Annotated in this window: 8 protein-coding genes; 3 read left to right on the plus strand and 5 right to left on the minus strand. The window is 73.9% G+C overall.

The window, feature by feature from the left end; genetic code table 11:
• Window position 1: 1 nt before the first annotated feature.
• Genes PSED_RS00950 through PSED_RS00960 form a run of 3 tightly spaced genes read right to left on the minus strand, consistent with a single transcriptional unit; the run spans window position 2 to window position 4484 of the window.
• Window positions 2–1039, minus strand: a complete 1038-nt coding sequence (locus PSED_RS00950) for a glycosyltransferase family 2 protein (protein WP_013672398.1) — start codon at window positions 1037–1039, stop codon at window positions 2–4.
• Entirely contained in the window at window positions 1036–2325 is a 1290-nt protein-coding gene (locus tag PSED_RS00955; RefSeq protein ID WP_013672399.1) for a polysaccharide biosynthesis protein, read from the minus strand. The genes PSED_RS00950 and PSED_RS00955 overlap by 4 nt, the downstream gene beginning before the upstream one ends.
• A 53-nt stretch (window positions 2326–2378) precedes the next feature.
• Window positions 2379–4484 (minus strand): DUF6541 family protein, encoded by a 2106-nt coding sequence (locus PSED_RS00960; protein WP_013672400.1) that lies wholly within the window; start codon window positions 4482–4484, stop codon window positions 2379–2381.
• Window positions 4485–4596: 112 nt separating this feature from the next.
• On the opposite strand from PSED_RS00960, the gene glf reads away from it, so the two are divergent.
• From glf to PSED_RS00975, 3 genes are all read left to right on the plus strand, one after another.
• Window positions 4597–5790, plus strand: a complete 1194-nt coding sequence (gene glf, locus PSED_RS00965) for a UDP-galactopyranose mutase (protein ID WP_013672401.1) — start codon at window positions 4597–4599, stop codon at window positions 5788–5790.
• A gap of 148 nt (window positions 5791–5938) precedes the next feature.
• On the plus strand, window positions 5939–7660 hold the full coding sequence (locus PSED_RS00970; RefSeq protein WP_013672402.1) for a hypothetical protein: 1722 nt from the start codon (window positions 5939–5941) through the stop codon (window positions 7658–7660).
• Between the two features lie 133 nt (window positions 7661–7793).
• Entirely contained in the window at window positions 7794–9782 is a 1989-nt protein-coding gene (locus tag PSED_RS00975) for a glycosyltransferase (RefSeq protein ID WP_013672403.1), read from the plus strand.
• Between the two features lie 78 nt (window positions 9783–9860).
• Here PSED_RS00975 and PSED_RS00980 read toward each other — a convergent pair whose 3' ends face one another.
• Both PSED_RS00980 and PSED_RS00985 read right to left on the minus strand, forming a co-directional pair.
• Complete coding sequence (locus PSED_RS00980; protein ID WP_013672404.1) at window positions 9861–11798, minus strand: glycosyltransferase; 1938 nt, start codon at window positions 11796–11798, stop codon at window positions 9861–9863.
• 197 nt (window positions 11799–11995) lie between these two features.
• Window positions 11996–14983, minus strand: a complete 2988-nt coding sequence (locus tag PSED_RS00985) for an arabinosyltransferase domain-containing protein (protein ID WP_013672405.1) — start codon at window positions 14981–14983, stop codon at window positions 11996–11998.
• Window positions 14984–15200 lie beyond the last annotated feature (217 nt).

Genomic DNA, 15200 nt, shown 5'->3' on the forward strand with positions numbered 1-15200 from the left:
GTCAGAGCGCCCGGCGGGCCAGCGCCCAGTAGGCGCGGAAGAACACGTTCGCGACCTTGACGACGGGCGCCGGGCCGATCGCCTGCGGGTCGAGGTTCGGCGTCAGCCGCCGCATCCACTCTGGATCGGGCCGGGTCCGCTCCGCCTGCAGCTGCCGGCGCCGCTCGGCGACGTGCCCGCGGTGCCGCCACAGCCACATCCAGCCCGTCACCTTCTGCTTCCCCCAGCCCGACGCGACGGCGTAGCCGGTGAGCAGGACCTCCGTCGTCAGCAGCAGCGGCGCGAGGACGACGAGCGCACGGCCGCTCCACAGCGTCAGCACCATCATCAGCCGGTTGCGTTCGAGCAGGTGCATCTTGTGGCTGTTGCGGGAGAACTCGTAGTGGTGCACCGCGACCGCCTGCGGGACGCAGCGGGCGGGCAGGCCGCGCCGCCACGACCGCAGGCTCAGCTCCGTGTCTTCCAGGTAGGCGAAGTAGGCGTCGTCGAACCCGCCGAGTTCGTCCCACAGCGACCGGCGCAGCATCACGCAGGCGCCGCTCGCGCCGGTCACGTCGAACGGCTCGGTGCGGGTCTCGGGCCGGTTCATGTCGCCGGCCCAGGACAGCCCGACGAGGTGTACCGGGTTGCCGGCGCTGTTGATCAGCCCGGGCGGCTCGGCCAGCCGGATGCCGGCCATGACGGGCCCGACGTCCGGCCGCGCCGCCTCGGCGACCAGCAACGCGAGGGTGTCGGGCCGCAGCACGCAGTCGGAGTTGACCAGCGTGACGTAGTCGGTGTCCAGCTTCTCGACGCCCAGGTTGCACCCGCCGGCGAAGCCCGTGTTGACGCCCGGTGTGAGCAGCTCGACCCGGTCGTCGGGCGCGACGGCCGCGAGGTCGTCGGGCTCGCACCCGTTGTCGACGAGCACGACGCGCACGTCGACGTCGCGCGAGTCGAGCACGGAGCGGACGCACTCGGCGAGGTAGGGCTCGGCACGCCAGGCGAGCACGACGACCCCGACCGAGGGCCGGGTCGCTCCGACCGGGGGCTGTGTCACGGGGCGGCTCCTGGATCGGGGGGACGGCGGGCGGCGACGGCCAGCAGCGCGAGCACGGCGACGGCGGCCGCGAGCTGGCCGACCGCAGCGGCGGGGACGGGCGGGGACGCCAGGAACGCGACGACGACCAGCACGACCAGCCCGGCGATCCACGCCCCCGCGACCGCCGCGGGCCTGCGCTCGGCGACGAGCCGGGTCTGGCCGATCTGCGCCGCCGCGCCGACGACCGTCGACAGCGCCAGCACGACCAGCACCCACGCCGGCGGGATGACGGTGGCGGCGAACAGCAGTCGCGCGGCCCACGGCACGACGAAGACCGCCAGCACGAGCCAGACGACACCGCCCACGGCGAGGGCCGCGCCGAGCCGGCGCACGATCGTGCGGACGCCGGACCGGTCGCCGTCGCCGAGCATCGCCGTGAACGAGGGCAGCAGGATGGCCTGCACGGCGGGGAAGAGCAGCACCGGGGCCCGCAGGATGACGGCCACCGTCACGAAGCCCGCGGCGACGGCCGGGGCGTCGGTGAGCCGCGAGGTCACGAAGACCGCGGCGAGGTTCCAGACGCCCTGGCCGGCGAGCAGCAGCGCGGCCGACCAGAACACCCCGCCCCGGGCGGGGGGCGGTACCGCCGTCGCGTCGGCGGACGCCTCGGCCCCGGTGGTCGCGGGGACCCGGGAGGCCGGGCGGGACAGCACGAGGGGCGAGACGAGCGGCGCGAGCGCCAGGATCGCGATCCACGCCCCCGTGCCCTGCACGTCGGCGACGACGAACGCCGCGGCGGCGGCCAGCCCGACCGCGGCCTCGATCCAGAACGTCGCCGCGTAGAGGCCGTACCGCCGGCGGCCGGCGAGGGGGCCGCGCAGCAGGTACGAGGCCGCCATCGTCACCGCGCCGGCCGCGAGCAGGCCGATCGCGACCCCGGTCCCGCCGAGCGCGTGGCCCAGCAGCGGCCCGGCCGCGGCCGCCAGCACCAGCGCGACGACGAGCAGTCGCAGGGTGTCGCGCCGGGCCGCGCGGACGGCCGGTGCGGTGTCGTGGCTGCGGGCGACGGCGTCGGCGACCGCGCGGGTCGCCTCGAGCTCGACCGCCGCGAACAACCCGCGCCCGACCGTGTTGATCAGCAGGTAGTACGAGCTCACGGCGGCGAACCCGGCCGTGTCCAGGTGCCGCGCGGCGATCGCGAGCACCAGGTAGTTCGACAGCGCCAGGCCGATCTGGCTGCCCGCGACCTGTGCCGCGGCGCCGGTGCGGCGCACGCGGCTGCCCGAGTCGGCGCGGCTGGTCACCGCGCCAGGCTAGTCGCCGGGCGCACCGGCCCCGCGTCCGCGGTGACGGCCGGTCATCCCGAGCCGTCGGACAGCAACGGACCTGCGGGGACGCCCGCACGCACCTCGGCCGACGTCCGCTCGGTGCCGGGGGTGTCGATCCGGTAGAGCACGACGTCGGGGTTGCGGTAGACGACGGTGAGCCAGTCGGCGTTCTGCAGGCCGGTCAGTCCCGGTTCCCGGGTGGCGTCGCTGCGCAGGAAACCGGCGTCGAGCTGCACGTACCGGATGTCCAGCTGCTGCACGGCCGCGCGGACGGCCGGGTCGTCGGGGTAGCGGTTGAAGCTCTGCGCGAGCAGGGCCGCGTCGGGGCCGGTGCGGAACCCGTCATAGTGCCCCGCGACGGACTCGACGCCGGTGAGCGCGTACAGCCAGGTCGAGCCGTCGCCCCGGTCGTTGAGGACGCGCTCGCCCGGCGGCACGATCTTCGCGATCTCCTCCATGCCGGTGATCTCCAGATGGGAGACGGCCGGTCCGTTCCCGGTGTTCTGCATCATCCGGGCCTGGTCGCGGCTCACGTAGAGACCCCGCGTCAGCACGACGAACGCCAGCAGCACGAGCACCGAGGTCGCGACGGCCAGTACCCGCCGCGTCGCCGGGCTCGCCGACGGCAGGGACTCCGGTGGCCGGTGCCGTGCGGCGTCGGCGATGCGGGCGAGCCCGGTCACGAGCAGCCGCTGCAGCTCGCCGACACCGTGTCCGACGACGATGCACAGCGGGACGGCCGTCAGCGCGATCAGCCGCCAGCGGTCGTTCCACCACAGGCTGGTGATCGTCTTCGCCCACGGCGCGCTCGACGCCGCCGCGACGACGAACAGCGCCCCGAACACCGCCGCGGTGAACCCGGTCCAGCGCAGCGCGCCGAGGCTGCGGTAGGCGAGCAGGCCGACCAGCAGGAACGCCATCAGCCACAGCTGGACCGTGTCGCTGCCGTGGCCGAAGGTCAGGATCTCGCCGACGGCCGTCGACACGGTCTGGTCGGCGGGCCACGTGACCGCCGACAGGGTCCCCGCGGTGGTGAGCGTGCCGCCAACCTGCGCCGCGCAGCCGACGGCCGCCACGACGCCCCCGCCGACGAGCAGGCCGACCTCCCGCGGCACCCGCGACGGGGTCGACCACCAGCGCTGTACGAGTGCGGGCAGCGTGAACAGGACCGCACCGATGAGGATCGCGGGGTGCAGGCACAGCAGGCCCGCCATGCCGAGCGCGAACAGCAGTCCCGGACGGATCGCGGCGCGCAGACCCGGCGCGTCGAGCAGGTCGACGACCAGGACCACCAGCAGCGGCGTCAGCGCGACCCCCGTGGCGAACGGCAGCAGCGGCCCGCGCCAGAGCAGGTCGTAGACCGACGAGACGGCGACGACGGCCAGCGCGGCGGCGGCCGCGACGATCGGCCGCCCGCCGTAGCGGCGCACGAGCGCGACCAGCGAGAGCGCGAGCATCCCCGGGATGAGGACGGTCTGGGCGTTGAGGACCGTCGGGATGGTCGCGCCCGTCATCTCGTAGACGACCGTCGCGACCAGGTGGTAGGCGTTCGGGTAGAAGATCGGCGGGGCGCCGGGCTCGTACCAGTTGGTGAGCCCCATCCCGTAGAGCGAGCCGTCGCCGGTCTCGGCGATGTAGCGGATGCCGTTGGCGTGGAAGACGGCGTCCCAGTCCTGCGGGATCGCCCCGAGCGTCCGGATCCCGCCGAGGATGACGAGGATCCCCGTCCCGGTCGCGACGACCGCCGCCGCGACGACCGCGAGCTGGGCCGCGAGGCTCCAGGGCGGGATCGCGGGACCGGGTGGCGGTGTGCCCCGCCGCCGGCGGACCAGCAGCCGCAGCCCTCCGACGACGACCACCAGCACGACGAACGCCAGTGCCCACGACAGCGGTGACCAGCGGATCCCCAGCGTCGAGCAGAGCGGGCCCGCGATGCCCGACACCGCGTAGGTGAACATCGGGGCGGTGGCGACGAGGGTCCAGCCACGCAGGCCGCCGACCAGCCCGACGAGGCCGCCCGGGACCAGGAGGGTCGCCACGTACGCGATCACGACCACGCCGTCGGCAGCACCGAGCTGCGGGATGATCACGTTGCTCTTCTTCTGGTCGGGGGATGGTGCGTCCTGCTCCCGCATGCTAGCCACGCCTCGCCCGGCGGCCGTGGCACCGCCCTGACGCGGGACGTTCGCGGTACCTGACCGGGTGGGTGCGTCGGCCGTCGGAACGTCCCCGCTACCCTCGGTCGCCGTGGATGAGACGGGCTTCGATCTGGTCGTCGTCGGTTCCGGGTTCTTCGGACTGACCATCGCCGAGCGAGCCGCCGCCGAGCTGGACAAGAAGGTCCTGGTGCTCGAGCGGCGTTCCCACATCGGCGGCAACGCCTACTCCGAGGCGGAACCCGAGACGGGGATCGAGATCCACCGCTACGGCGCGCACCTGTTCCACACCTCGAACAAGCGGGTCTGGGAGTACGTCAACCGGTTCACCGGGTTCACCGACTACCGGCACCGCGTGTTCGCGAAGTACCAGGGCCAGGTCTACGCGTTCCCGCTGAACCTTGCGTTGATCAACCAGTTCTTCGGGAAGTCGCACACGCCCGACGAGGCGCGCGCGCTGATCAGGGAACAGGCGTCGGAGGTCGACTCCGCCGACGTGCAGAACCTCGAGGACAAGGCGATCTCGCTGATCGGGCGGCCCCTCTACGAGGCGTTCGTCAAGGGCTACACCGCCAAGCAGTGGCAGACCGACCCCACCGAGCTCTCCGCGTCGATCATCACCCGGCTGCCGGTGCGCTACACGTTCGAGAACCGCTACTTCAACGACACGTACGAGGGTCTGCCCGTCGACGGGTACACGGCGTGGCTCGAGAAGATGGCCGATCACCCGAACATCACCGTCCGGCTCGACACCGACTTCTTCGAGGTGCGCGACGAGCTGCCGGCCGACGTGCCGATCGTCTACACCGGGCCCATCGACCGCTACTTCGACTTCGCCGAGGGCGATCTCGGCTGGCGGACACTGGACTTCGAGCAGGAGGTCCGCCGCGACACCGGCGACTTCCAGGGCACGTCGGTCATGAACTACAACGACGCCGAGATCCCCTACACCCGCATCCACGAGTTCCGGCACTTCCACCCGGAGCGCGACTACCCGACGGACAAGACGGTCATCGTCCGGGAGTACTCGCGGTTCGCGGAGAAGGGCGACGAGCCCTACTACCCGATCAACACCCCCGACGACCGCGCCAAGCTGGAGCGCTACCGGGAGCGGGCGCGCAAGGAGACCGCCGAGCACAACGTGCTCTTCGGCGGCCGCCTCGGCACCTACAAGTACCTCGACATGCACATGGCCATCGGCTCGGCGCTGACGATGTTCGACAACCGGCTGCGCCCGTTCCTCGTCGACGGCAAACCGCTGTCCGGGACCGAGTCCGAGGACTGACCCCGGCGGCCCCGCGACGCGGGGGGTGCGCCCGACACCCCGGCCGCAACCTGAGCGCTCCCGATCGGGCCGCGGGCGACGCTGGGGTTGCGGGCGGGCGCGTCGAGCCTCCCGCGCCGCCACCACGACACCTGCCAGACTTCCGCGCATGACGGACACCGCCGAGGTCGCCGCCCGGCCGCAGGAGGCCGAGCCCGACCCGGACGCCCGGCCGCCCCGGTCGGGGCGCCGGGTCTGGTGGGGTGTCCCGGCGGTGCTGCTGCCCACGGTCCTGTTCGGCCTGCACGCCCTCGTCTACGGGCGCTGGGAGGTCGACGACGCCGGCATCACGTTCGCCTACGCGCGTTCCGTCGCGACGGGCGCCGGGCCGGTCCTGCAGGCGGGGCTGCCGCCCGTCGAGGGCTGGTCGAACCCGGCGTGGCTCGGGCTGCTCGTGGTCGGGCACTGGCTGCGGCTGTTCGACCACGGTGCCTGGTTCGGCGTCCCGGACTACGTCGCCTACCCGAAGGCCCTGGCCCTGCTGTGCGTCGCCGGCGTGTTCGCGGGTTTCTGGGCGGCGGCGTCCGCGGTGTCGCGCCGGCCGGTCGTCGTCACCGTCGTCGCCGGCACGATCGCCGCGGCGATCCCGTCGTTCGTCATCTGGTGCGTGTCGGGGCTGGAGAACTCGCTCCTGGCGCTGGCCGTGACGTGGATCGGCGCGGTGCTGGTGCGGGCGGCCGCCCGGGGGAGGGTCGCGGCGGCGTTCCCGGCGGTCGGCTGCGGGCTGCTCGCCGCCCTCGCCGCGCTCACCCGTCCGGAGGGGTTGATCTACGGGGCGGCGTTCCCGCTGGTCGCGCTCCTGCTGGTGCGTCGTGGCGCCGTGGCGCGCACGCTCGGGGCGGGCGTGCTGTCCGTCGTGGCGTTCCTCGTCCCGGTCGGGTTGTACCTGTGGTGGCGCTGGGCGACGTTCGGTCAGCTGCTGCCGACGACCGCCGTGGCGAAGTCGCAGGGCCTGCCGACGGTCGCGGGGTTCGGCAAGGTCACCGAGCTGGTCTCGTACGCCGGCTGGCTCGGCGTGCTGGTCGGGGCCGTCGTCGTCGGGGCCGCGCTGCTGCGGCCGACGCCGGTGCGCACGGCCGTCGTCGTCCTGCTGGTGCCGCTCGGGCTGGGGATCGTCGCGTTCGGTGTGCTCGTCCCCGACTGGATGGAGCAGTACCGCTTCGCCACACCGGTGTGGGCTCTCGGGGCGCTGGTGGTGACGCTCGCCGCGGTGGACGTCCTCGGCGGGCTGCGGGCGCGTGGGCGGGCGGTGGTCGCGGTCGTCGTCGCCGGCGCCGCCGTGCTCTCCGGGGTGGGCTGGGTCGGGGCCGCGCAGTCGTTCCGGGCCGCACCCACCGCGCCGATGTGCCTGATCGTCGTCAACACCGGGTGGGAGTTCAACGGCTACGCCGACATCCTGGGCCTGCGCTCGGCGACGTTCTTCGCTCCCGAGATCGGTGGCGGCGCGCTGGCCGGACGATCGCTGCTGGTCGACGGCGCCGGGCTCGCCGAGCCGACGATCGCGAGGCTCTGGGCCGCGAAGGACTGGGCGGGCGTGCGCGACTACGTGCTCGACGACGTCCGGCCGACCTTCTTCCGCGCGCACGGCGAGTTCCGGACACAGATGGACTTCGACGACGACCCGCGGTTCCAGGCCGACTACGTGCTCATCGGGCCGGCACCCAACGGCGGCGGCAACTGGGTGCGCCGTGACCTCGTGCGCGACGAGGCGACGATGGACCGGTTGCGCGCCTGGGCCGCCCGGGCCGCGGCCGACGACACGGCCCAGCGCGCGACGCCCCGTGCGTCGTGCGGGGACCGCATCGTGCAGGGCGAGACCGCGGCGTCCTGACGGGCGACGCACCTCGCCGGCGCGGCGCGCCCCCGCCCCGGGTGACCCTCGTCTGTCGCTACCCTCGGTCGCGCATCCGCCACCGACGGACCTTCGCCGTCGCCGAGCAGCAGAGGACCGAGGCCCAGCCCTGATGACCGAGCTCGCCACCGACCCGACCACGCGACCCGTCCCCGACGAGTCGGCCGACAACGCGCCCGGGCTCCTCCAGCGGGTCATCCTGCCGCGCCCGACGGACCCGACCCGGGTGCGGGCGCTCTACGTCGACGAAGGGTCGGGCGTCCGCCTGGCCACCGAGCCCCCGCAGCCCGGTGACCCGACGCAGCCCGTCTCGCTCACGCTCGGTCACCGCGGGCAGCGCCGGCTGCGGGTCGTCTCCCGCACCTCGGCGGTGGTCCCGGCCGGGTCCGAGGTGTCCTTCGGTGCCTACTTCAACGGTTTCGCGGCCGGGTACTGGCGGCGGTGGTCGATCCTGACCGAGGTCCACCTGCGGCTGACGCTGGAGGGCGCCGGCCGCGTGGAGGTCTACCGGACCAAGGCCGACGGCACGCACATCTACGTCGGCGGCGAGGTCGTCGAGGGCCGTCACGAGCTCGACATGGCGCTCGACCTGCGGCCGTTCGAGGACGGCGGGTGGTACTGGTTCGACCTGGTCACCGACGAGGCCGAGCTCACCCTGGTCGAGGGTGGCTGGTTCGCCGACCGGCCCGCGCCCGGACGCGCGGCGGTCACGATCGGGATGCCGACGTTCAACCGGCCGGCCGACTGCGTCGCGACCCTCACCGCGATCGGTGAGGACCCGGCGGTCCTCGCCGAGGTCACCGCCGTGATCCTGCCCGACCAGGGCACGCAGAAGGTCCGCGACGCCGACGGCTTCGAGACGGCGGCCGCGCGCCTGGGCGGGCGGCTGCGCATCGTCGACCAGCCCAACCTCGGCGGGTCCGGCGGCTACGCCCGCGTCATGTACGAGGCGCTCGGGTCGACCGACTGCGAGCAGATCCTCTTCATGGACGACGACATCCTGCTCGAGCCCGACTCGGTGCTGCGGGCCGTCGCGTTCTCGCGGTTCGCCCGCAACCCGATGCTGGTCGGCGGGCAGATGCTGTCGCTGCAGGCCCGTTCGCAGCTGTCGACGATGGGCGAGGTCGTCGACCGCAACGCCTTCCTGTGGCGCAACGCCCCGAAGACCGAGCCGCACCACGACCTGGCCGACCGCCCGTTGCGGCAGTCGCCGTGGATGCACGCGCGCGTCGACGTCGACTACAACGCGTGGTGGATGTGCCTGATCCCGCGCTCGGTCGCCGAGGACCTCGGGCTGCCGCTGCCGCTGTTCATCAAGTGGGACGACGCGGAGTACGGCCTGCGGGCCCGCTCCCGTGGCTACCGCACCGCGACCGTGCCGGGGATCGCGATCTGGCACATGTCGTTCCTGGAGAAGGACGACACCAGCGACTGGCAGGCCTACTTCCACTACCGCAACCGGTTCGTCGCCGCGGCGCTGCACGGTCCGGTCAACCCGCGGGCCCTGCTCGTCGACACCTTCAAGCGCAGCCTGCGTCACCTGCTGCTCATGGAGTACTCGGCGATGGCGTTGCAGGACATGGCGTTGCGCGACTTCCTCGCCGGGCCGGAGGTGCTCTTCCCGACGCTGCCGACCGTGCTGCCGGAGATCCGGGCCAAGCGCGCGGAGTTCGACGACGGGCGCCCGCTCGACTCGGCCACCCAGGTCCCGCTCGCCGAGCTCGACGAGCTGGCCGCGCAGATGTTCCCGAATCCGCCGCGCGACCTGAAGGGCGCGTTGAAGATGCTGGGCCGGGCCGTCGCGGCCAACCTGCGGACGCCGAACCCCGCACACCACGACGTGCCTCAGCGCAACGTGCCGTCGCGCAAGGCGCACTGGTACGTGCTCGCACACCTCGACTCGGCCACGGTGTCGACGCCGGACGGCCGCGGCGTCACCTTCCGCCGCCGCGACCGTGCGCTGTTCGCGGCCCAGATCACCCGCTCGGCCCGGCAGCTGCGCGAGGTCGCCCGCCGCTGGCCGGAGCTGCAGCGGCGCTACCGGGAGGCGCAGCCGACGCTGACGAGCCGCGAGGGCTGGGCGCAGATCTTCGAGCGCTGAGCCCCGGTACGAACGAACGGCGCCGCCGCGCAACCCGGGTTGCGCGGCGGCGCCGTTCGTAGGCCCCGGTGAGCCGGGTCAGGCGTTCTCGTCGACGCCGTAGAGGCGGGCCCAGTTGGCGCGGCTCGTGAGCTCCGGCATCGCCGCCCGGTAGCTCTCGACGACCGAGGGGGCCTCCTTCTGCAGCCGGCGCAGCGTGCGGGCCGCCCGCTTGGCGAGCTGGGCCGCGAGCACCCGGTCCCGGGTGCGGATGCGCACGCCCTGCTCGGACATGTCGGTGACGTACGCCTTGGCGAACGTCGAGGTGTGCCACCAGTGGGCGTCGCCCGCCGTGACGTACCCCGTCCGGTCCTTCGCCCGGTCGAGCGCCAGGTAGGTGACGCGCTTGAACCACGTGGCCCGGGGCAGCCCGGGCGGGCCGGCCGGCCGCACGACGCGCAGCTCGCGGAAGTCCTTCTCGATCTCACCGACCGGATGCATGACGGTCTCGGGGTAGCGGGCCCGGATCCGGCGGATCTCCGCGGCCGCGGCGGCGGACCCGTCGGCCATGATCTCCGGGCCGCGCAGGAAGTCCTCGACGGCCTGCAGCAGGGTGGCCGCGAGGCCGTACTGCATCCCGACGAGGTACTGGGCGAGCATCTCGGTCAGCTTCGCCCCGACGACGCGCGTCGAGAAGCCCGTGTGCAGGGCCGCGGTGACCAGCGCGTTGCGGATGTTGAAGTACCGGTGCCACTCGTCCCAGTCCTTCCACCCGAAGTCGGCGTGCCACACCGCCGCACCGGGGAGGGAGACCGTCGCGATGCCGTGGGCGCGCCCGCGGTAGCCGTACTCGACGTCGTCCCACTGGAAGAACATGGGCAGGGGGTAGCCGATTCGCCGGACCACCTCGGCCGGGATCAGGCACGCCCACCAGCCGTTGTACTCGGTGTCGACGCGACGCTCGACGACGTGCGGCAGGCCCTCCTCGTCGACGCCGAGCAGCATCGCGTCGTGCATGCCGTCCTCGACGGGCTGCCCGGCGAGCAGCTTCTCGGGCACCGCGTACTCCGCGCTGATGTGCAGCCTGCTGGGGTGCAGCAGGTTGAGCATCTGGCCGCCGACGATCATCGGGTTGCGCGTCCGGTTGGCGAATGCCGTGAGCCGGATGAGGATCTCCGGCTCGAGCAGCACGTCGTCGTCCATGAACACGGTGTCGGCGTCGGCGTCGGGCCCACCGGCCACCTCGAACAGGCCGCGGGTGAACCCGCCCGCGCCGCCCAGGTTCGGCTGGCGCAGGTAGACGAGCTGGTCGCCGAAGCGGGCCGCGACGGTCTCGAACCGGGGCCGGGACTCGACGGGGTCGCTGCCCTGGTCGACGACGTAGACCGTGCGGATCGCGGCGAGCGCCTCGGGGTCGTTGGCGAGTGCCTCGAGGGTGTTGAGGCAGTCGTCGACGCGGTTGAAGGTGCAGATCACCATGGAGGCGGGGCGCGGGCGCGCCGTCCGCGCGACCGACCAGCGGACCTCGGACACGGCAAGCTCGCCGGCGCCGGTGCCCAGCTCGAGCCAGAGCCCGCCACCGTCGGTGAAGCGGTCGACCCGTACCTCGAACCGCAGGGCGACGGCCTCGGCCTCGATGACGTCCTGCGCCGCGACGATCCGCGGGATGCGGTTGGTGTCCGACGCCATGACCCGCACCCGCCCGGTACCGCTCACGACGAGCGAGACCTCGAGCTCGGTGACGTCGGTCCAGCGTTGCCAGTAGGTCGCGTGCACGCGACCGAAGTAGGTGTTCGTCGACAGCCGCGAGTCGGGCATCACGACGACACCGCCGCGCTCGCGGCGCGCAGTGCCGACCTCGACGACGGAGTACAGGTCCTCGGGAACCAGCGGTGACGGACCGTCGAACAGCCCACGTTGGATCAGCAGCCGGTCGGCGGCGCCGGGATCTCCGAGTCCGGCGGTGCGGGCCTCGGAGGCGGGGGCGATTCCGGTCTCGTCGGCCGGGAGCTCGGTGGTGCCGGGGGAACCTGCCATGCGGGCGATCGTCCTTCGGTACGAGGTCGTTCCAGGGCGTCGTGCACTGGTCATTGTGGGTGACACCGGGTCGGGCGGCAGCGCCGGGGCGGAGCACGGCGTCGCCCCGCAGGTCGGGCCGGGATGCCTCCCCACGGCCCAGGATGCCATCACCCCCGGTCACGGCGCGTCACCGACGGTGCGGCCGGTGCGCCGTGTCAGCCGATCAGCCGGATCCGCCCGTCCGAGTGCAGACCGGACACGGCACGTTGCGAGACGACCGGTGTGACGGTCGTCATCGGCTGCCGCGGCTGCCAGTGGTAGAGCTGCCTGGGGTCGCGGGTCGGGTTCCCGACGACGTACATCGCCATCCGCTGTTCGGTGACGAGCAGCCGCGGTGTCGCGAACGGCCCACCGTGCACGGGCGAGTAGGTGACGGCGCCCGAGTCGTCCGCCGCGGGCGGGCCGACGCGCCACTGCGGCAGACCCGCGGACCCGTCGGCGATCCGGGCGGGCGTCAGGCAGCCGTACGCGAACGCGACGGGCCAGTCCAGGATCGCCGACGTCCCCGCGGGGAGCACGGCCGACATCGGCGTGAGCCGCGGGACCCGGGGGATCGACGCGACGGCCGTCGACACCGCGCCGTCGGCGATCGGGGCATGGACGGAGAGTCTGACGACGCTCGCCCCCGGGGGTGCCATGAGCCGGGCGTCGGTGGGCGTCGTCCCACCGGCGAGCGGGACGGGCAGCGCGGCGAGCGAGGGGCCGTCGGGCGCCGCGGCGAACTCCGCGAGCAGGGAGTCGCCGGGCCGCAGCGATCCCGTCGTCGTGACGACGACCGGCAGGCCGCCGTCCCGCTGGGCCGGGTCGAGCTGCAGCCACGCCGAGCTGCCGACGCCCGCCACGGCGATCCCGGGCAGCTCACGGCCGCCGACGTCCGCGGCGACGGTCGGCAGGGTCGGCCGGAAGGGACCGACCGCGGGCAGCACGCCCGCCGCCGGGTCGGTCTCGACGAGCAGATCGCGCTCCAGGCCGCACGACTGCCCGCGGACCGTCGCCGCCGCGTCGGACGCGACGGTCCAGCCGGCGCGCAGTGCCGTGCGCCCGAAACCGAGCATCTGGACCGCCAGCACGATCCCGACCAGCACGAGCGCGGCCGTCGCCGGGGCGGGAACCCAGCGTGGGGGCGCGGCCGGCACGGTCGCGCGGTCGCCCGTCGCACGCCACACCGCCCACCCGGCGACGACCACGACGACGAGCACGCCGACGCCCGTCCACAGCACGACGGGCGTCCGGCCGAGGATCCGCAGCCCGTCCCAGCGCGAGACGTACCAGCCCGACACGAAGGGCCACGTGTCCGTGCCGGACAGCACGAGTGCGCCGACGACCGTCAGCACCGCCGTCCCGGCGAGCACCGCGGTCAGGGTCCTGCCGCGGGTACGGACGCGCAGCGCCGCGCCGGTCCAGCCCACGAGTGCGACGACGAGCACCGCCGCCCCGACGCCGGCGAGCACCCCGAACTGCTGGGTCCACTTGGTCGGGGTGGTCGTCAGCGCGAGGACGCTCAGCACGAAGCCGGCGAGCAGCCGGCGGGTGGGCCCGGCGGCGATCCCGGAGCGTCCCCGGCCGAGGGTCGTCCAGACGACGCCCGCGGCCGCGGCGAGCGTCAGCAGCACCGGTAGCCGCTTGGCGAGCGAGCCCTGGAAGTCGCCCGGCGTCAGCAGCAGCTGGTAGCGCTGGAACTCCTCGTACCACGGCACGCCGCCGCCGATCTGGCGCCGGATCCGGACCGACTCGAGCATCGCGGCCAGGCTCTGGTCGTAGACCGTCAGCAGCGCGGGCGCGACCGCCGCGGCGAGCAGCCCCACGGCCAGCGGGAACCGGTGCAGGTCGCGCCGGGTGCGCAGCAGCCGCACGAGCGGGACGGCCGCGGCGAGCACGGGGGTGTAGGCGATGACCCCGCCGGGGGTGACGGTCGTGGTCAGCCCGGCGGCGACGAGCGCGACGGCCAGCGGGAGCACCGCTCGGCGGGCAACGGCCCGTTCCACCGCGACGAGTGCGACGAGTGTGCCGACGGCCACCCAGGGTTCCGGCCGCAGTCCCAGCTCGAACGGCAGCCACCACGCGGCGAACGCGGCGGCGGCGATCCACGGCGTCGACCGGCGGGCCGCGAACCGACCCAGCCGGGGCAGCACCGCGCGCGACAGCAGCAGCCACGCCACGAGGCCGAGCAGCGTCGAGGGCAGCCGCAGCCACAGCATCGACGTCGAGACGGACGCCCACTCGCGCAGGAGCTCGTCGTACCAGCTGAACGGGGCCTCCGGCGCATTGAGCCAGCGGTAGGCGTTGCCGATGAAGCCGTCGGGACTGCGGACCATCCCGGCGATGTAGCCGTCGTCGACGGTGACCGGGCCGATCCACCACCACAGCGCGAGCAACAGCGCGACGACGGGGTCCACCGCGCGCGGGCGTCGAGGCCGGGCGAACAGCCGCACGCGTGGCAGGACCAGCTGGTCGCAGCGCCGGAGCGCGACGAGCGTGCCGAGCAGCCCGAGCACCGCGATCGTGCCCAGCGCCGCCTTGAGCGGGCCGATGGAGGTCTCGAAGCGGGTGTCGGCGACGAGGTCGAGCGTCGGCGCCCCCGGTCCCGGAGGCACATCGGTGAACGCGCCGGCGACGGCGGGCCGCACGTCGCCGTCGACGGCCAGGACCGGGGTGCCGTCGCGCAGGACCTGGGTACGGGCCGGGCCGGAGCCGACCGAGAAGGTGCAGGGGCCGCTGCCGACCGGCGTGGTGCCCAGGTCGACGCCCGCGCTGCGGACGAGCAGGCCCGGGCCGGGGGCGGCGACGAGGTCGAGACCCTGCAGCGGGACGGCCTGCGGGTCCGGGTCGGCCGGGACGGTGGAGAACAGGGTCGTGCCGGGCGCGGCGGCCCGGACGGCGTCGCAGCCTATGGTCGCGGTGAGCGAGATCGGCTGGTAGGGCATCAGCGGGATCGCGGCGGCCGGTCCGGTGTCGGCGTCCCACGTGTACCGGGCCTGGATCTGGGTGACCGGCGCGAACGGGAAGGCCAGCACCGCGAGGATCGTCACCAGGCCGAGGACGAACGCCCAGTCGGCCGGCCCCGGGGCACGCCGGGGCCGGGCGGAGGCGGGTTCCGGAGGCGTCGGGTCGACGGCCTCGCGAGCGTCGGCCGGTGACACCACCCGGGCAGGCTAGCGCCGGGGCCGGCCGGGCCGGGTCGGCAACCGGACGTGACACGCCGAGTGACGCTGAGTAATCGTACGTTGCACTCGGTCACGCCCTTTCTCAGTTGATCGTGGGATACGTCCGGATGCCGCTGGGCGCTCACCGACAGTGAGTAGTCGGCTGCTCCATTCAGGCGCTGTCGAGGGACGCCCGTTACGGGCATCGGTCACCCTC

It is taken from the genome of Pseudonocardia benzenivorans CB1190, from assembly GCF_000196675.2.
GTDB classification, from domain to species: domain Bacteria; phylum Actinomycetota; class Actinomycetes; order Mycobacteriales; family Pseudonocardiaceae; genus Pseudonocardia; species Pseudonocardia benzenivorans.

Coding starts and splice junctions, on each gene's coding strand:
- PSED_RS00975 (WP_013672403.1), top strand. CDS start 7,794: ATGACCGAGCTCGCCACCGACCCGACCACGCGACCCGTCCCCGACGAG.
- PSED_RS00970 (WP_013672402.1), top strand. CDS start 5,939: ATGACGGACACCGCCGAGGTCGCCGCCCGGCCGCAGGAGGCCGAGCCC.
- PSED_RS00980 (WP_013672404.1), bottom strand. CDS start 11,798: ATGGCAGGTTCCCCCGGCACCACCGAGCTCCCGGCCGACGAGACCGGA.
- PSED_RS00960 (WP_013672400.1), bottom strand. CDS start 4,484: ATGCGGGAGCAGGACGCACCATCCCCCGACCAGAAGAAGAGCAACGTG.